Origin of the sequence: Arthrobacter sp. YC-RL1 (assembly GCF_001454985.1) — a bacterium.
Taxonomy (GTDB): Bacteria; Actinomycetota; Actinomycetes; order Actinomycetales; family Micrococcaceae; genus Glutamicibacter; species Glutamicibacter soli.
Genome location: NZ_CP013297.1, coordinates 1,236,391 through 1,253,184, shown reverse-complemented (window position 1 = coordinate 1,253,184; position 16,794 = coordinate 1,236,391). Strand labels below are relative to the sequence as shown.

Annotated in this window: 18 protein-coding genes; all 18 read right to left on the bottom strand. The window is 57.2% G+C overall.

What is annotated here, in order from left to right; translation table 11 throughout:
* Positions 1 to 54: 54 nt before the first annotated feature.
* The 18 genes from ATC04_RS05850 to ATC04_RS05780 all read right to left on the bottom strand — a co-directional run bounded on the left by ATC04_RS05850 (position 55) and on the right by ATC04_RS05780 (position 16,793).
* Positions 55 to 357 carry a hypothetical protein gene (locus tag ATC04_RS05850; protein WP_047119721.1) on the bottom strand — a complete coding sequence of 101 codons (303 nt, stop codon included), beginning with the start codon at positions 355 to 357 and terminating at the stop codon, positions 55 to 57.
* Entirely contained in the window at positions 354 to 557 is a 204-nt protein-coding gene (locus tag ATC04_RS05845; protein ID WP_047119722.1) for a hypothetical protein, read from the bottom strand. The genes ATC04_RS05850 and ATC04_RS05845 overlap by 4 nt, the downstream gene beginning before the upstream one ends.
* On the bottom strand, positions 554 to 829 hold the full coding sequence (locus ATC04_RS05840) for a hypothetical protein (protein ID WP_047119723.1): 276 nt from the start codon (positions 827 to 829) through the stop codon (positions 554 to 556). Before ATC04_RS05840 ends, ATC04_RS05845 begins: the two co-directional genes overlap by 4 nt.
* A 38-nt stretch (positions 830 to 867) precedes the next feature.
* Complete coding sequence (locus ATC04_RS05835) at positions 868 to 2,745, bottom strand: right-handed parallel beta-helix repeat-containing protein (protein WP_047119724.1); 1,878 nt, start codon at positions 2,743 to 2,745, stop codon at positions 868 to 870.
* A gap of 2 nt (positions 2,746 to 2,747) precedes the next feature.
* Positions 2,748 to 2,996 (bottom strand): hypothetical protein, encoded by a 249-nt coding sequence (locus ATC04_RS05830; protein ID WP_047119725.1) that lies wholly within the window; start codon positions 2,994 to 2,996, stop codon positions 2,748 to 2,750.
* A gap of 75 nt (positions 2,997 to 3,071) precedes the next feature.
* A complete protein-coding gene (locus ATC04_RS05825) occupies positions 3,072 to 5,330 on the bottom strand; it encodes a hypothetical protein (protein WP_047119726.1) in 2,259 nt (752 codons plus the stop codon).
* On the bottom strand, positions 5,327 to 6,802 hold the full coding sequence (locus tag ATC04_RS05820; RefSeq protein ID WP_157359279.1) for a hypothetical protein: 1,476 nt from the start codon (positions 6,800 to 6,802) through the stop codon (positions 5,327 to 5,329). Before ATC04_RS05820 ends, ATC04_RS05825 begins: the two co-directional genes overlap by 4 nt.
* Positions 6,803 to 6,814: 12 nt before the next feature.
* Positions 6,815 to 7,819: a hypothetical protein gene (locus ATC04_RS05815; protein WP_152666870.1), complete on the bottom strand. Its 1,005-nt coding sequence runs from the start codon at positions 7,817 to 7,819 to the stop codon at positions 6,815 to 6,817.
* Between the two features lie 10 nt (positions 7,820 to 7,829).
* The gene (locus ATC04_RS19265) at positions 7,830 to 8,684 is read right to left on the bottom strand and encodes a hypothetical protein (protein ID WP_197413516.1); all 855 of its coding nucleotides are present in this window, start codon (positions 8,682 to 8,684) and stop codon (positions 7,830 to 7,832) included.
* On the bottom strand, positions 8,668 to 12,810 hold the full coding sequence (locus ATC04_RS05810; RefSeq protein WP_047119730.1) for a peptidoglycan DD-metalloendopeptidase family protein: 4,143 nt from the start codon (positions 12,808 to 12,810) through the stop codon (positions 8,668 to 8,670). The genes ATC04_RS19265 and ATC04_RS05810 overlap by 17 nt, the downstream gene beginning before the upstream one ends.
* 92 nt (positions 12,811 to 12,902) lie before the next feature.
* Positions 12,903 to 13,139, bottom strand: a complete 237-nt coding sequence (locus ATC04_RS19260) for a hypothetical protein (protein ID WP_152666872.1) — start codon at positions 13,137 to 13,139, stop codon at positions 12,903 to 12,905.
* Positions 13,140 to 13,279: 140 nt separating this feature from the next.
* On the bottom strand, positions 13,280 to 13,582 hold the full coding sequence (locus tag ATC04_RS05805; protein WP_047119732.1) for a hypothetical protein: 303 nt from the start codon (positions 13,580 to 13,582) through the stop codon (positions 13,280 to 13,282).
* 96 nt (positions 13,583 to 13,678) lie between these two features.
* Positions 13,679 to 14,245 carry a hypothetical protein gene (locus ATC04_RS05800; RefSeq protein WP_052772439.1) on the bottom strand — a complete coding sequence of 189 codons (567 nt, stop codon included), beginning with the start codon at positions 14,243 to 14,245 and terminating at the stop codon, positions 13,679 to 13,681.
* A gap of 72 nt (positions 14,246 to 14,317) precedes the next feature.
* Positions 14,318 to 14,728, bottom strand: a complete 411-nt coding sequence (locus ATC04_RS05795) for a hypothetical protein (protein ID WP_047119733.1) — start codon at positions 14,726 to 14,728, stop codon at positions 14,318 to 14,320.
* Positions 14,728 to 14,985, bottom strand: coding sequence for a hypothetical protein (locus ATC04_RS05790; protein WP_047119734.1), 258 nt, complete (start codon positions 14,983 to 14,985; stop codon positions 14,728 to 14,730). Before ATC04_RS05790 ends, ATC04_RS05795 begins: the two co-directional genes overlap by 1 nt.
* Positions 14,986 to 15,303, bottom strand: coding sequence for a hypothetical protein (locus ATC04_RS19255; RefSeq protein ID WP_152666873.1), 318 nt, complete (start codon positions 15,301 to 15,303; stop codon positions 14,986 to 14,988).
* 20 nt (positions 15,304 to 15,323) lie between these two features.
* Complete coding sequence (locus ATC04_RS05785) at positions 15,324 to 15,767, bottom strand: hypothetical protein (protein ID WP_047119735.1); 444 nt, start codon at positions 15,765 to 15,767, stop codon at positions 15,324 to 15,326.
* 99 nt (positions 15,768 to 15,866) lie between these two features.
* Positions 15,867 to 16,793, bottom strand: coding sequence for a phage major capsid protein (locus ATC04_RS05780; protein ID WP_047119736.1), 927 nt, complete (start codon positions 16,791 to 16,793; stop codon positions 15,867 to 15,869).
* Position 16,794 lies beyond the last annotated feature (1 nt).

Here is a 16,794-nt window from a genome sequence, read left to right as displayed (position 1 = left end):
GAAGCCCCGCCACACGGACTGTGACGGGGCAAAAATATGGACCAGCCGAAGTGGCTAGTCCTTGTTGTGTTTCTGTTGTTCTCTGAAGATCGTCCAGCCAAGCCAGCCGAGCACACCTATCAGTAGCGTGTACAAGCCGATGTACACCCACGGCCTGCCAGGAAACGCCGGGAAGAAGCCGGACAACGAAGCGAGCGTGAGGATCGCCGACATGACTGCCAGCAAGCCCATGAGCACCCGACCGGCAGGAAACTTCGTCCACGTGCCACCAGTGAGCCCGTGCCACCCGATCATCACAATCAGCGTTTCCAGCAGGGCTATCGACATGAGGATGCCGGTGAGTGGTTGGATTGTCATGCTGGCCTTCCTCGGAACGAGCGCTGCAAGCCCTCGCTGAAATGATTTTGCTTATTGATTTGGCGCAGTTGCTCGGACTGCTTAGCAACCTCACGCTGCTGAGCTCTTACAGCGGCAAGCTCAATATCAGCTTCGATCTTCGCGGCCAACGCTTCGTCCGCGTCCTGTCCTGCTTGCTTGTGTCGCTTCCAGAAACTCATGTGGTTTCACCAGCCTTGTTGGCTTCCTGAACCGCTGACATGACCTTAGCTACTGTCTCGGAGATGACCGCCTGATCACGGATTGTCTCGGCTTGCACCTGGATGATTTCCTGTTTCTTCGCCGCAGTGTCGCGCCATTGGTCACCCCGACTAGTCTCCCGGTCAAGGGTGGCTTTCGGGACAAGCTTGCCGGACAAGATCAACCAAATAGTAAGCATCAGCAGGCCGTTGGGTGTGAGCGCGCCTATCGCAGCCCAAGGGATCTGATCCATTGAGTTTCCTCCAAGCCATTGCCGTTCATTGAGGCAGTCTAAAGAATGTCAAAATTCGTGCCAAGAGTTACTTGAGTCGTCCCGTTATGCAAAGAATTGCCAGCCTTGTAAACATTCCCTGAAATAGCGATCTTTGCGGCGGTTGCATTTACGGTTACGACCCTGCCGCCAACACTTGTTTCGAAAATGTTGTTCATCACGGCGATATTCGCTGTATTTTCAAACGCGTTGATCCCGTTAGCAGTCGCCGCAACACGATTGCCGATAAACCGAACATTTACCGAATTCTGCACAGAGCAACCATTCGACCCAACAAGGTAGCAGCCTGAGACGGTGACGCCATCGCATCCGGTGATAATCTGCACCCCGATGTTTCCAGCGCCGCCAGTGATCACAGATGGAAGGTTGGCCACGTCAACTTCAAAGCAGCCTTCTAACCGGATGCCCACACCAGCGGATTTCACGGTGTTCCCCGAGAGTGAGATCCCTCGTGCGTTGAGAATCCATATCCCGTGGGTTGAGGTGCTCGAAATGTTGTTGTTCGTGATTCGCCAGTCGGAGCGGGCTTCGGTGTTGGTTGCCCCAGTGAAACCGACCGGGCCGGAGACCGTGTTTCCGTCGATGACAACATCCCGCCATGCCTGCAACCGTATTCCGCGGTAGGTGCACTCCCCGAAGTTGTTGTGCAGGATCTTCACATTGGAAATAAATACGCCACCACTATCAATAGCGTGACCTCCGACAGAAACAGGCCAGCGCGAATACCCTGTGTCGGGGTCGATCTGGGTGCAGTTCTGAATCGTGATGTTTTTGCACGGGGTACTGTCGTTGATGTCGGCATCCGGATAGCCGGTCTTGGTGATTCGCTCTAGCTGGAAAGCTTCCGCGTAATCTCTGCCACCAACAGTGTCGATGTACCCGGCGATTCGAACATTATCGATCAGGACGTTTTCCGAGCCAGCGAACTCGATAAGGTGCCCGCTGCTGGAGTTTTTCAGAATGGCGTCACGAACGATGACGTTCTTGGATTTTCCAAGCCCAATGCAACCGGTGAAGTCTCCGGTCACCAGCCCGTTGGCGTTCCAGATACCACCTTCGATAGTGATGTCGTCAAATCCTTTGACAGGTTCGAGGCGAGCATTGCTCTTCAGGATGGAGCCTGGTTTGTTGTTGATGAGTTCTGCATCTGGCGCGCAGACGATATGAAGACCGTTTGCGGTGGGGCGCAGCGTGTCGTTGAGAAGGTACCGGCCGGATGGAATCCTGAGTCGCGAACCGATCGCTAGTGAAGCCACAAGGGCGGCCTGGATTGCCAAATAATCGTCCGTGACCCCGTCGCCTACAGCACCAAAATCACGAACATTGACTTCGAGCTCGCCGCGTTTAGAGTATCGGTTGTCGGCCGCTACTTGAACAGCTGAATCCGGGGCATTGAAAAGGGCACTGACCATACTGTCAGCGCCCTCGTTGGTTACCCATCGGTTGTCACCGGAGACTTGTATTTCGGATCCGGTTCGTTCGATCTCCGATGCTACGAGTATGTCCGCCCCGGTTTGGGTGACCCAACGTGCGTCACCCGCCGCCTGCGTGGTCGAACCCTCGGTGGTGATCATGTCGCCAGTAGCTGAGTCAACGGCTGCACGAGTCAACGACACAGGGTTGCCAGCCAATGTGGCTACCATGGCATCGGTTGGTGCTTCAGCCCGGTCAGCGGCGGCCTGGGCTTCATCGCGTGCTTTTTCAGCTCCCTGAACTACACGTTCAGCATCTTTCGCGTGTTCTCGCGCCACCTGCTCTGCGGCATGTGCCCCGTCGCGAGAAGATCCAGCGTCAGAAGCGGCCAACACCGCACGCTGACGCGCCTGCTCAACCTGCGAGCTCAGGTACTGAGCCTGCTCAAAGTCTTCAGTCAGCATTACTACCCCTCCAACTTTTCGATAGCCGCGATAACTTGTTCGTCGGGTACAGATTCGGTGGATACTGTTCCGTCGATGTCGCAAATGATCTGATCCACGCAAGCAGTGGTGACAGTGATCCGGTTGCTTTCTGTATCCGGTTTTCCGGCCAGTTTGAAAGCGATCTCCAATCGAAGACCCCACATGGTGTCACCACCAAGGGCGCGTTGAATCTTCAGCAGGTCGCTGGTTGTTTGCGGTCGAGCCGCCATGGTTCCTCCAAAGAATTTTTGGCACGCCAAAAAAGGGGCAGAAACGTTTCGTTCTGCCCCTTTTAGCCGGTGGCGTTATTTGGTGTAAGTGATACGCAGCTTCGTCCGGTTGCCCTTGAACAGCCCGTAGTATTCGGATGAGGTAGACGAAGAAGGCGGCAGGAAGCTGATGCCCTTGGTGTCTCCGCTCTTGAACCCCGCGTGAACCGACGAAGGCAAAGTAATCCACCGACCCTCGGGCTTCTTCAACTTTTGACGCTTCACATCATTGGCTGACGAAGACCAACTGTCAGGAGCGCCACCATGGTTGTGCACACCAATACACGCGGTTCCACCAGCCGACGAGTGCCAATGCTTCGCGTACACGTACACTTCGATTTTCTTCACTGTCGCATTAGACAAGCGACCAGCCTGAGACGGGAACCCAACCAGCCCTCGCATCACACCATTGCCTGGGGCATAGGGCGAACGTCCCTGAGCGGCTGAACCAGAGTAGGTCGAATGGGTTGCCTTTGTGCCGTCACCTGTGTAAGCCTGCCACCACGTAGCATCTATCGTGTCCGTGTACTGCTTCACCGGATCCGCGTCTGGTTCAGGCACAGGCGGTGGGGTTGTGCCTTGCTTGTTCGAGTCAATGTCGCGGCCTGTGTACGCGGAACGGCGTATCCCAAGATCAGCCACGATGACCGACCAACGGGCAGTATCATTCGTATCTGAGGCGACGGCTGCACGCCCGGAGTAGATGTACACTTCCGGGCCGAGCATGATCTTTCCTTCAGGAATATCTTCCGGGCACCGTGCGTACACGGTGACCATGGCTTGATCGAAACCTCCACCGCCGCGAAGGTAGTAACGGGATCCGCGTAGCGCGTTATTCGTTGTGGCACCGGCGGAGATCGACCCACCTGGGTTCGAATACACGATTGCCGCGCCGCCGATAGTGCCGCCCACAGATGATGTTTCCTTGATCGCTGGGGTGCGGTAGGTGATCTGGTACATGCGACCGTAGACCGCGTTCAATGTCACGACCGCACGAATACGAGCGTGATCGATACCGCCAACAGCGTTCCAGGCCTGATCAGGTGCGGAGACTTCTTGATGTGCAACAATGCCGTGTGGGATGACGGTCATCCACGCGTTGCCGTCTGCGACGTTCGGGTGTTCTTCGACGTACTTCATGAACGTAGCACCTAGAGTGTCGCGTCCGTTCATCGTCACCCCGTAATCGCCGGAACCGTGCCCGCTGGTGAGCGGGTCACTACCCGTGACAACAGACCCATCCAAACGAGACTCGCCAGCAATACTAAGCGCCTGCCCCGTCACGCCACCCTCGGAGTCAAGTGCTGCGAGAACTTCACCTGTTGCAGGATTTGTGATGGAGTAAACGGTTCCACCATCGGCTCGGATCTCCGTAACTGGTTCGCCGCCCTCTGAACCGTAAACGCGCATGCCTGCGGTGTCGAGCTTCAAGCCCTTCGCGGCTTCCTTGTCGGTCTGCACCGTAGCTCCGGTAATGGTTTTGCCGTCTACAGCGTCAGCGGCGAGTCGGACACCTTCCAGCACCCCATAAGTGCCCTGTCCAATGCTGACTTTGGGGATGATCGTTTCGCTGAGTGGCAGGCTTTCCCACGCGGTTCCGGTCCACCGCCACACAGCGACCTGCTCCCGCGTTACAGGATCCAGCTCATTCCACAGCGCGTCAGCCGGTTTACCCTCACCGTCAGCCAGCGTCGGGGGTTTGATGTCTACGGTGATCTTGCCGTCCACCGCAGAACCTAACCCCAACAGTGCGTCCAGCACCTCGCTAGTGCCGCCGGAGAAGTCAGGCACATCCACCGTGACCGTCTCAGACATGTCAGACCACTTGCCAGCCTTCGACACCGCCACCAACCCGAAAGTCCATTCGCCAGCGTCCAGGATCTTCGTCGCCACATCCCCAAGCTCACCAGTGATCGTGGCCAGCTGGGTTTCATTCGACGGGGTGAACACTTCCACACGTGAAGCATGCAACGCCACATGGGAGAAATCCATGGGCGACAGCATGTCACCCGCGAACTTGCCCGACCAGCGCCCCTCCACGCCACTCGCACCCACCGTAATCACCGGGGCAACAGGCTCAGGCGGCACCGGACCATTCACCGTCACCGGGGCGTGCGTGCCGTCGTGCTGCTCACCGACGATCTGCATCAACGCACCATCAGCGTCGTATTCCTCGATCTTGCCGGCCTCGATAGCGGAGTTCGCCAGCTGCGGCTTGCCCACAGCCTTAGCCAAACGCTTCGCATCACCAATCTCACTGATCAGCCAGCGCGCTTCATCACGCAGATTAGTCACGTAGACACCACCTTCAAATCCATGTTCCCCGTCACGCAATCCACCGCAATCTCAGTCACCCGCACCAACTGATCCAACTGGGTCCAGCCCGCGTCGCCGGTCAGATACAAGTAATCCCCCACGTCAAAACTGCCGTAGGGGCACATCGGATGATCAACGAGGGATAAGCTTTCAAACGACCATTCCGCGTCCCTCGCGTTGACTTCGGTGCGAGCTGTCGCATCAACCCGGTCTTTCCGCGTGAGGTCTTTACGTTCCACCACAACAGTTCGCCGTAGCCGGCCACGATCCTTCGACGCGAGCGTGTTCAGCATGGAACGCCCCTCACCCGCCCCTAGCACCAGCACATGAGAGGCATAATCGGACTCGACTAGTGGCGGTGGTGCGGTGACGTTCACGCCGATCTCCAACCGCAGATCCTCACGCCGCACACCAAACTCAGGCACACCCAAAACAATCCGGTGAGACAGTGCGTCATCACCGACCCATTTCGTTTCCTCACGGAACTCAAACGGGGTTTCACGCGCTAGATCAGAAATGACGGAGCCGAGGTCGTGGGTTTCCCACCAGTTCAACTGGTACGGGTCCGCCTTCTGATCAGACAGATCATTGACTTTCGATTTCGCATCGTTGAACTCGGTTTTCGTCTTCGAATACATGGCCTTGGAATCCTTCAGGACTTCCTTCTGGTCCAGCCATTCAAAGAACCAGTCACTGGCTGCGTTGAACTTCGCCGTGGATAACTCCACCCATTTCTTCCCGTTCCACGTGTACCCGCCAAGCAGGCCGTCCGCGTTGCCCTTGAACCACAGATTCCGCTTCGACCGCTTATCCCCAGTAGGGGCGGACTGCTGACGAATCAACAGCCCACCCTTCGGAAGGCCAGCAGCTGCGAGCGCTTTGGTCGCGTACTGCTCCACCAACTGCGCGTCACCCTCAGCCTGCTCCTTGGTGTAATCCAACTGCTCCTGCATATACGCTTGGAAACGTTTCGCCGCAGTCAGTTCCTTACCCTCAGGCTTGCCCAAATATTTGAGCGACCGGCCTTCACCAACGACCACACCAAGATCCCCGGACTCATAGGACTGCAAGCGGTCCCAAATAGCCCGCACCACATCCAACGGATCAATCTTGGTGGAAGACAGTTGCGGGCCAGTCCACGGCATCCCCTGAGGGTACGACGTGAACCCGCCCGCCCCAACATTCAACCAATCCCCGTCAGTCGAAAGCTCATCCACAATCCCGAATACTGGGTCGCGGCCCTCCTGCTCAGCCACAATCGCAGAACCCCACTCCACCAACGCCCGCTTCCGGTCCGGGGTCTCAATGCCCCGATACCCGAGCGGAAGCTGTCCACTGATCGACGCGGGCCCAGACAACGGCGTAATCACCTTGGCATCCTGCAACGGAAGATCCCTGTCAACCCACACCCTGTCCGGGAGAGTCATCAGATGGAAACGCCAATCAGACACAACAGCCTCCTGTTAGGTGGTGGACGGGTCAGCAGCTTCTAAGAACCGCAGAGACAACGAAACACCGGACATGCCATCCATCGAAACAGTCCACGCACCACCAGCAGACCCGTACCGCGCTTTCATCACAAAGATCTGATCAGTGCCACGAATGTCCGCTGGAATATAAACGTCGTCTTCCACAATCCACGGCTGACGGCTAACCCCACCAGCAGATGACCCGTCCCACGTGTACCGCTGAGTGCTATGCCGGCGGGTAGAAGGCCTCAGATAAGGACCGAACTCCGCCCAAATCTCACCCCAGTTAGTACCTGGTTCAAGCCGAACACCCATCCATGTGGCCCTGATCTGAACGCGGGTGGCCCACTTAGGAATCGGAATGGTTTGTTCACCACCAGCATTAGGGAAGTACTCACCATCCGTGCCAGCGGCTTTCAGTGTTTCCTTATCGGCGACCACGTTGGGGCGTGGCCGCCAGACATCACGGGTTCGCGGCAACGCCACATCGCGCAGATCGGTGATCATCGCGTTGGTGATCGTGCCGGTACTAGCTGGGATGGTGATCTTCGCCAGCAAGATCGCCGGATATGATAGACCGAGCTGTTCGATGCTGTTCAGATTCCCCGGCACCGAGGCGATGCGTTCCAAACGGGCATAATTGAACGTGACCGGGTCAGCTGGGGCGGCACCCTCATACTGGGGATCCAGCACCTGGGCGATAATCGCATCCGTACGCCCACCAGTCGAACCCGTCGCCGGGATCGTCACCGAAGTAGACGACGGATTACGCAACACATAAGTCTGCTGAGAACCACCCGCGTAACGGTTCAGAATCAACGCCGCACCAGGACGAACCGCAACCGTCCCGTTCGGCGTGGACTGTGCCTTCACCGCCAACGAAGCAGGCTCCACCACACCCTCCGCACCCGAGGTCGCCGCATAAGCCAACAGGCGCGCCACCTCAACACTATGGACCGCACCGCCACCGATCATCCAGGGGGTTAGATCTAAAGCCACAAAGGCCTCCTTAGATTGAGTAGTAAGCGTTGCGCCAACGAAGCTCCACAAGAGCAGTGCCGGTTGGGTCAACGCCACCAAAAGTCAGATCAGAATTACCGACCGGCAACACAGCCGACGACAAACGTGTTTTACGAGTCAACAAACCAGCCACCGGAGATGAACCGCGCATCACAGTGCCAGCGAACGCATCCACCACCACCGACTGACCAGCCCGCAACGTGCCCTTCAAAGCGATCTCCCAACCAGCAGCAGCACGCACATACGGGTCAGTCACAGGGCCACGGAAAACCACTTTGAGCGGCGTTGGTGCGGTGCCAGTGTTGATGACATATCCTGCACGGTCAGCACCAGAACGCACCGTAGACAACGGGGCAATCAACGGCGCTTTCAAACCACCAGTGCTCGCCGGCACAATCGGCAACCGAAGCACTTGCTCCCAATCATCGAAATAACGGGGATCATGGACCTTGAAATCACACTCAATCTGCCCAGCACCCTGCACAGAATAAATGTCCCCGTTGATCCCCGCGTACCGGGAAGGTCGACCATAAACGCGCCGCCAGCGCCCGCCCAGCTCATAAGAGAGCGGGACGAGCGCCAACGACTTATTACGGTGCGCAGGGTTATGCCACGCAGCCGCCAACCGGGATTCAAGGGTGAGCGCATCAGGAAGATCAGGCATGTTCGTAGACAAGCTCAAACCCCAAGTACGCCCACCCAAGAAATCACGGCCAGCAATCAAACCGTCACCCTGAGAACGCTCAACATCATTCGACCGATACTCAGTGTTCCCAGCATCAAACCCAGTCACAAACAACGGAAGCCTGTCGCCGAATTCAACACCATCAAACCGAAACCGCACTACGCACACCTCCACGTTCTTGACGACGCTTCTCAAACCGCAACGCGGCCGTCAGATCGTCAACAGTTGCACCCTGCGGGGTCTGAATGTTGTAAACCGTCGTAGCCTGCCCAACATCAGCGACCTTCTGAGAAATCTCAATCGACTTCATCACCGAACCCCACTGAGCATTAGTCAACACAGCATCAGGCTTCGACTTCTTGTGATCGATCAGCTGCGGCGCACCAGTGTTCCGCAACCATCCGCCACCGTCGTACAGGGTCGGGGTAACGAGACCACCATTCGCATACCAGTTGTTCCGCTTATGGAAAGCCCACGCCTTCTCCGGGTCACCGTAACGAGCCTGAATGTACTTCATGCCCGCCTGCGCCTGACCAGCAGGATCCGACGTCTTCGCACCATACGAACCCCAAGTGGAATTCAAGAACTGGAACAACCCATAAGCCGTCGAAGTAGGGTTCTGCGCGTTCGGGTTCCAGGAAGATTCCTTATTGATCAGCTTGGAAAGTGAATCCCACTGCCGACCAGAACCCCACCCGTAACCGTTGGCAACACCACGCACAGCAGACTGCACATCGGAATCCTTACCATTGAAGAAATCCTTCGTGTTACCCCACACGTCCTGAGCAAAGTCGCCGATCTTCGCCATCTGAGCCGGGAACCAACCCAAAATGTCCGACGTCAGCTTCGTGCCAGCACCCTGCGCCAAATCAGCGAACATGCCACCACCACTGAACGACTCCTTGAACCGTCCAACAATGCTGTCCTTGAAATCAATCAACGCCTGCAACGGATTGAACCCGCCACCACCAGAACCACCAACCGGCATAGCTCCACCGTTGATGTAACTCCACGGATCCACCGGCTTCCCATTGATCCACACTTCCGAGTGAACGTGCGGACCAGTAGAACGACCAGTATTACCCGACAGAGCGATCTGCTGACCAGCCTTCACCTGCTGACCAACCTGCGCGAGCAACCGCGACAGGTGACCTTGATAGGTGGAGATCCCGTTAGCATGATCCACCAGGATGCCGATACCCGAACGGCCCGGAACCGCGTTAGTTCGTGCCGCCCGAACAGTACCGTCCATCGGAGAGAACACTGGGGTGCCAATCGGCACCGCAATATCCAAACCAGCGTGCGGGTACCGGCCACGGGAAGCACCGAACTTCGAAGTGTACGACCCGCCCTTGACCGGGCGAACGAAACCACCATTCGCGTAGCCCAGGGCCTTCGCACCAAACCGGTTCAACCCATCAAGGAAACCAGGAGCGGTCTTCTCAATCGAGCGCTGCGACTCCTTGCGGACCACGAACTCATCCGCGTGGACAATACCAGCAGGAGTGTACTTAGCGCCCGGACCTGTCCAACCACCAGTAGCGAACCCTGCCGGCAACGCAACATTGCCGATCTTCGGGATGACCTTATGCTCCGGGTCAATGAACCCGGTGACCTTGTTGAACGCGCCGATCAGACCATCATTGATGACCTTGTTCACGACGAACTCGATAGGCTTCTTCACGACGCCCTTGATGTCGTTCCAAATCTTCTCGACAGCGTCTTTCGCCGTCTGGAAAGCACCGACGAAGTCGCCCTTCAGGATCTTCCCGAAGGTGTCAAACACCGGTTTGATGAACGTATTCCAGACATATTTGATGCTGTCCGAAATGCCCTTCCACGCTGCCTTGACCGCGTTGAAAGCTGGCTTCAGGACGTTCTCCCAGGTGGACTTGAAGAACGACCCAAACACTGTGAAGATCGGCTTGATCTTTGTCAGCCAGACGTCCTTGATCGTCGCGGAAACCGAATTCCACGTGTCGACCGTCCACTTTTTGATCTTGTCCCAGTTGGCAATAACAATCGCCGCGATGCCAATAATCGCCGCAATCGCCCACCCAATAGGACCAAGCGCAATGAACCATGCGGCTGCCATTCGCCCAGCCTGCAACAAGGACTGCGCGCCCATGAACACCCATTTAGCGACAATCTTCGCGGCCTGAATACCCATCGTTACAGCAGCCTGAGCAGCTGGAACAACAACGCCGATAGTCCACGAAACAGCCATCTTCGCGCCCTGAACCAAAGCACGAGCGGCCATCATCGCCCAACTGGCAACCACACGCCCAGCAGACACCGCGAACTGTGCGGCACCGATAGCGGCCTGCTTGATAATCGTGCCAGTCCACACCGCCGCTGTTTTGATGCCAGAAGCGACAGCAGCGGCAGACATCGCAACCCACGAAGCGACGACCTTAGCCGCCTGCACCGTCATGGCGATTGCGCCCATCACAGCGTTCTTGATGATCGTTCCAGTCCAGACAGCGGCAGTCTTAATCCCAGACGCTACAGCGGCTGCACTCATCGCGATCCACTGGCCGATGATCTTATACGACTGGGCCACAAACACGGCTGCAGTCTTGATCGCTTCCAACCGGGTCAAGATGAACGCCGCAACATTCTTCGCCGCTGCAACAGTCGCCTGGACACCCCACCGAATCAGCATGGGGATCATCAGGGTACCGATCACACCAGCAGCGATAGTCAACGCAGTGCTGTTGTCCGAAACCCATGTAGCAGTGTTCTGCAACGCCGGCCCAAGACGCTCACCAATCGTTGACGCGACTCCGCCAACCCAACCGCTGAAAGACTCCATCGCCGGCAACGCAGTATCGTTGATGAAGCCGAAAGCCGAAGTCATGGCAGGGAGGAAAGCCCCACCGATCTTCTCTTTCAGGTTGTCCCACGTGGCGAGCGCAACTTGCCGCTTGTGCTCGAAGGTGTCTTCCTCGCGCATAAAGTTGCCTTGCGCGTCAGCCGACTGCGAGTACAACGCCGACTGCACAGCCAACGCCTTAGCTTCACCTTCAAGCTTCGGCACCTTGCCAGCAGTCGCCTTGTTGTAAGCACGCTCAGCCGAAGTGAGCGCCAACTGCGCACGCTTCGCCTGATCAGAATCCTTGCCGTGCTTCTTAACAACCTCGTTGTACTTTTTCTGAGCCAACGTCATCTTCGTTGCCGCTTCGGAAACCTTCACCGAATCAACAACCGGCTTCAAGATGCCCTTAGACAAACCCTCAGCTTCAAGCGCCGCCTGGCTGAGAGTAATGCCGTACTTCTCAATCGGGTCCATCTCGCCCTTAAGGGCGGATGAGATCGCTTCAACGGCTTCCTTGGTCGTGCCACCGAACATCGATGCCATGTCCGCGCCCATGCCGATCAGAGCGTTCGTCTTGTCGGCCAGCTCATCCATCGGCGTGCCAGCATTCTTCAACTGGGAGCCAAGCAGCGTGCCCAAGCTTCGGTACTCGTTACCCGAAATACCAACAGTCTGAGCCGCCGTAGCCGCCCACTCATGCATGGTCTTCGCGTTGTCCTTGAAAACCGTGTCAATCGCGCCGATGGACTGCTCAGCCTCACCAGCAAGGTTCACCATTTCGCCGACACCGCGTGTCACCGCAGCTACAGAGAAACCAGCGGCCAGACCGGCTACAGCACCCTTGAAAGCACTGCTGAAACCGCCACCAGCATGCTTGCCACCGTCTTCAGCCTGCTTATGCGCCGCATCAGTAGCGGTCTTCACTCCACCAGCTAGAGAGGCCTTGATCCGCTGACCAACACCCTTCCAACCCTTCGCGTAGGTCTTGGACGCTTCGGCAGACTGCTTCGAAGCATCAGAAAGCTTCGACTTTGACTGGTCAAGTTCAGACTGCAACTTGTTCTGAGCGCCCGCAGCCGCCAGCGTCTCCGCTTCAAGCTTCTGCTCAGCAGTAGCCAAACGGTCAACCGCCGACAACGCCTGGGAGGACTTCGTACCGTACTTCTCAGTAGCCTCATTGACTTTCGCCTGAGCAATCTCAACCTTGCGCTTAGCAGCCTCCTGCTTGCGCGCCGAAATGTCAGCCTGAGACGCCAACCGCTTCTCAGCACGCTCAACATCAGCCGTCAGCTCATCAATGTCAGGGGCGTTCTGCTCGAAACCCTTGGCGATAGCTTTACCCATCGCCTGCCCGGTCCGCCCAGCATCACGCTCAGCATTCTTGAACATCCCGCCGATCTGCTTCGCCAACTGCGAAGTTTCAGAGGCCAGGGTGACATACCCGGTAGCGAGTTCAACGGAAGCCACAAGAGCCCCTTTCCGCCCGATTCAGGGCATGAAAAAAGCCCCCACCAAACAGCAGGGGCTAACAACAAAAATCGGGCAGAAAAACGGGCGAGCTACCAGCCGAGCAACTTGCGCAGATCATCAAGCTTCGAAGGCTTCACCTTCAAAGTCTCAGTCTCCTTACGACGATCCCACGGCCTCACAGTGCGCTTCGGAACGTCATCACGCTTCACCTTCGGACGACGCTGAACAACAGCCGCAATGACACCGAGATAGTCAAAGGAACCTACAACGAAATCCACTACAGGGTGATACCACCACCAGTCAGCCCCGTTGATCGCTTTCGTCAACGGGGCATCGTATGGCAGGTTTGAGATGACAGCCCAACAGTCAGACCACGTAAAGTCCACGGTGCCGACGTTGCGCCAGCGCAGGCCACGCTCAATTAGCGTCGCTTCAAACTCCGTAGGGTGTTCAGCGTGGAGTCGGACTAGCTCTCCGAGTTCCCTAAACCCACCGGCTGGCCATTGCCCCAAGCCTCAGTGAACGGCATGACCTCTTCCTGCGACAGCTCACGGAAGTCATCCAGCGTAGACTTGTCCACGCCCGCGCTGTCAAGCCAACCGACGATCTTGGAGATGTTGCCCTTCTCCATGGCCTCAATGATGCCGATGGGCATCTGCTCGAACGAAGGAAGCTCGAACGGGTCATTGAAACCCTCGAATTCGAACTTCACGAACGAGTACTGCTTCTTGGTCGAACGTCCACCCTTGCGGGACTTGGATACAGGCATGTCAGCTCCTAAAAGTATGTGAATTGTTTGGTCAGCATCAGGGGTTAGAACCTGTGCCCGGTGGAGCTGACCACACACCGGGCACAGGAGACTTACTTACGGGCCAGCAGGAGCCGGCGAATCGACAAACGAAATCGCCTTCACACCCGCCGCATCAGGGAAGCACTCAATCGTGACCTCGTAACGGATCACATCCGAATGAACGAAAGTCACATCACCCGAAGTGGTGATCTGACCATCCTTGATGTACTCACGAAGACCCGTGTCCGCATCCTTCATGTCCAGCACATAGGACTTACGCGGAGGCATCTTCGCAGTGTGCTTCACAGTCACCTTGTTGCCCGCGATCACCACGTTTTCCTCACCGTGGATCAGCTTCAGCACCTCAGCATTAGCGGATTCCAGGAACTGGAACGTGTAAGTGATCGAGTGCTCAGTGCGGACGATCTTGACAGTGTCGCCGCCCCAAGCCTTGATCTTCTCGTCCGACGCATCGGTAGTACGGGTTACACCGTCTTCACCGATGAAACCACCCTTGATCCACGCAGGATCCAGTGCGGTGGTCGCGTCAGTTGGTGCTGCGGCAGTCGCATCAGCGAAGCACACACCGCCAGTCGCAGTGACCGGCGCACCGGTCATAATGGCATCTACACCAGTAGCCATGTCTTTGCCTCCTAAAGGGCATACAAAAGAAGCCCAACCACACGCGTGGTTAGGCTCTTGAAAATGATTTGGTTAGATAGCGGTTATTTCGGCTGCGGTCGCCCTGAAACTCAGTTCCACGGTGAACGTATACGCCGGCGTGCGGGTCGCATCATCCGGGGTGAATGTTGGCCGTTGGAGCGTGCGCAGGAAGATCACGCCGCTCTCATGTTCAGGCCATGCTCTGACCAGCCCATGCAAACGTCGTGCAACTTCCGACGCACGCGGAGCATTAGGGTGAGACACTTCGACGGTGAGCCGGACATCATCCAACACCACGTCACGTTCACCACGCCCGCCAGTGTCCACAACCGTCACCAACAGCTGATCCCACGCCCAATCGGCCGGCACATCCAAGAACGGGCCAGCATAGAACGGAACCCAGTTGCCGAGGTAAGCCATGGCACGCTGAGTCGGATCCTGAAACAAGATGATTTCAGCCATCAGTCCCGCCCAGCATCAAGAGCCCGAAGCAACGCATGATGACGGCGGTTATGGAAGTGCGCGTGCCCCGTAGCCATCACCGACACAGCACCACGCGGACCCTCCAACACCAGCTTAGTCACCTTATAACCCATGTCCTCACCGCCCGCAGCAGCCGCAACATTCTGTGCACGACGCTCCAAATCAGCAACAACACCCGGCGACTTACGCAACTCCTCGAAAGCCTTCATGTTGAACTTCACCTTGCGCTTGGCCATTTACCCCGTCACCCGCTTCAACGTCACCGCCGAACCCGGCGACCAACCAGTAAAAGGACTCACCCAACCGCCGGAAGCATCACCATCAACTCCGTAACGCTTCCCCCGCACCGTAACCTCGTCCTGAGGCGAAATCGACACCGACGACGGCACGTAAATCGTCATCTTGGATACGACCCGATACGAAAGCCCCTGAGACGGCTCAGAACCGCCACCAGGGGCCACCGCAACACCATGCACCGACATATCATCAGCAAACTGCTTCACCGTCTGCCCAGACGCATTACGAATCTGACCTAGATAACGATGCAACACCACAGACTCACCATGGCCAAACATCAGAAATACCCATCGGTACGCTCGTACGGGTCATAAGCAGAAGGCAACGCAAACCGATCAATCAAATTGCCAGCAATCACCGCTGACGGAGCAGGAGTCCGATACGTTCGAACACTACCCAAACCCGCCGTATCGTCCATCTCAGACAGCTCACGAGGCAGAAACCAGCCACCCTTAGAACTTTCCGATGACCAACGAACCTGAAACGGGCCGGCACCTTCCTGCTCGGCCATCTGATTACCCTTAGTGAGCCGGCGCTGAACAGCATCAGCAACCATCACAAGGAAATAATCGAACAGGCCCAAAACCTTCTGCTCACCGTAGCGGTTGAACAAGAACGCCTCGATAGCGTTCAGCCAACCATCAATCCGAGGCTTTTCCGCGTCGTTTAGGGGCCGTGCGAGCAGCGGTTCGACCTTCACCAGCGTCAGCAGACTTGCCACCCTCGACCTCCTTCCAACCATTGGAGCGGAAGTAATCTGCAACCGCGCCGGTTACAGAAACCTTCCGCCCCGTACCTTCATGAACGAGAACCGCCATGACTAGCCACCAACAGCGGCAGGAGTGACCGCAGCCACCGGAGACATGCGGGTACCCTCGCTACCGACAACATCAGCGAGGACGTACGCGTAACGGGCACGGAAGCGCAGGGCAACCTGATCGTTCTCTGCCAGGTTCACACCATCGATGGTGGCCTGATCGAGGAACTTCACCGAGATGTCCGACCGGATACCAACCAGGGCGAGCGACGGGTCAGCGACCATCGCCAGCGCCTTGGTCTTGTCCCATGCGCCGTTCTTGTTCCAGTACGCGTCGAGGCCGGCAACGTTGTCCACAGAACCCGGAGCCTGAGACAGGGACGGCAGGTAGATCGGGGCGTTCTGGGCGTCACGCAGGTTCGCCAGCTTATACTTCAGGCCACCACGAGCGAGGAACGCGTCCGGGTTCGCACCCGAATCGTCCACAGCTTCAGCAGCCTGGAAGATGGATCCAACCAGGTCGTCTCCACCAGTGCCAACCTGGAAGACATTGCCGGCAGCAGTCGCAGCGGCGAACAGATCTGCAGAAGTCCACGCAGCTGGCTTGTTGGTGCCGAACAGAACAGCAGCATCCAGCGCCTTGCCGATGGCCTGACCGCCGAGCTCCGCAGCATCCGACAGCAGGTCTTCGGTCGCGTCCTCGATGTCTTCCTCGTTGATCACGATGATCGCGGCGACCTCAGCGGCGGTGAGCACCTTGTTCTCGAAAGAGAACTTGGTGGTCGGCTTGGTGCGGGTTTCCGCGGTCTCGCCAACCCACTTGGCCTCAGGCAGGGTTGCCAGAGCGGGCAGGTTCTGCACCTTAGCGCCCATCGGCACGGTGCGGAATGCGCGGAGAACAGTGGAAGTCTCAGCAGCACGGTTCAGGAGAGTATGGTTGTACTCTTCCTCGATCAGCGCCTCAATATCGGCGCGAGTTACAGTTGCCATT

What these genes read in the sequence shown, in the direction of transcription:
- ATC04_RS05850 (WP_047119721.1), bottom strand. Translation starts at nt 357, where the DNA reads ATGACAATCCAACCACTCACCGGCATCCTCATGTCGATAGCCCTGCTG.
- ATC04_RS05780 (WP_047119736.1), bottom strand. Translation starts at nt 16,793, where the DNA reads ATGGCAACTGTAACTCGCGCCGATATTGAGGCGCTGATCGAGGAAGAG.
- ATC04_RS05830 (WP_047119725.1), bottom strand. Translation starts at nt 2,996, where the DNA reads ATGGCGGCTCGACCGCAAACAACCAGCGACCTGCTGAAGATTCAACGC.
- ATC04_RS05790 (WP_047119734.1), bottom strand. Translation starts at nt 14,985, where the DNA reads ATGGCCAAGCGCAAGGTGAAGTTCAACATGAAGGCTTTCGAGGAGTTG.
- ATC04_RS05840 (WP_047119723.1), bottom strand. Translation starts at nt 829, where the DNA reads ATGGATCAGATCCCTTGGGCTGCGATAGGCGCGCTCACACCCAACGGC.
- ATC04_RS05845 (WP_047119722.1), bottom strand. Translation starts at nt 557, where the DNA reads ATGAGTTTCTGGAAGCGACACAAGCAAGCAGGACAGGACGCGGACGAA.
- ATC04_RS05805 (WP_047119732.1), bottom strand. Translation starts at nt 13,582, where the DNA reads ATGCCTGTATCCAAGTCCCGCAAGGGTGGACGTTCGACCAAGAAGCAG.
- ATC04_RS05800 (WP_052772439.1), bottom strand. Translation starts at nt 14,245, where the DNA reads ATGGCTACTGGTGTAGATGCCATTATGACCGGTGCGCCGGTCACTGCG.
- ATC04_RS05795 (WP_047119733.1), bottom strand. Translation starts at nt 14,728, where the DNA reads ATGGCTGAAATCATCTTGTTTCAGGATCCGACTCAGCGTGCCATGGCT.
- ATC04_RS05835 (WP_047119724.1), bottom strand. Translation starts at nt 2,745, where the DNA reads ATGCTGACTGAAGACTTTGAGCAGGCTCAGTACCTGAGCTCGCAGGTT.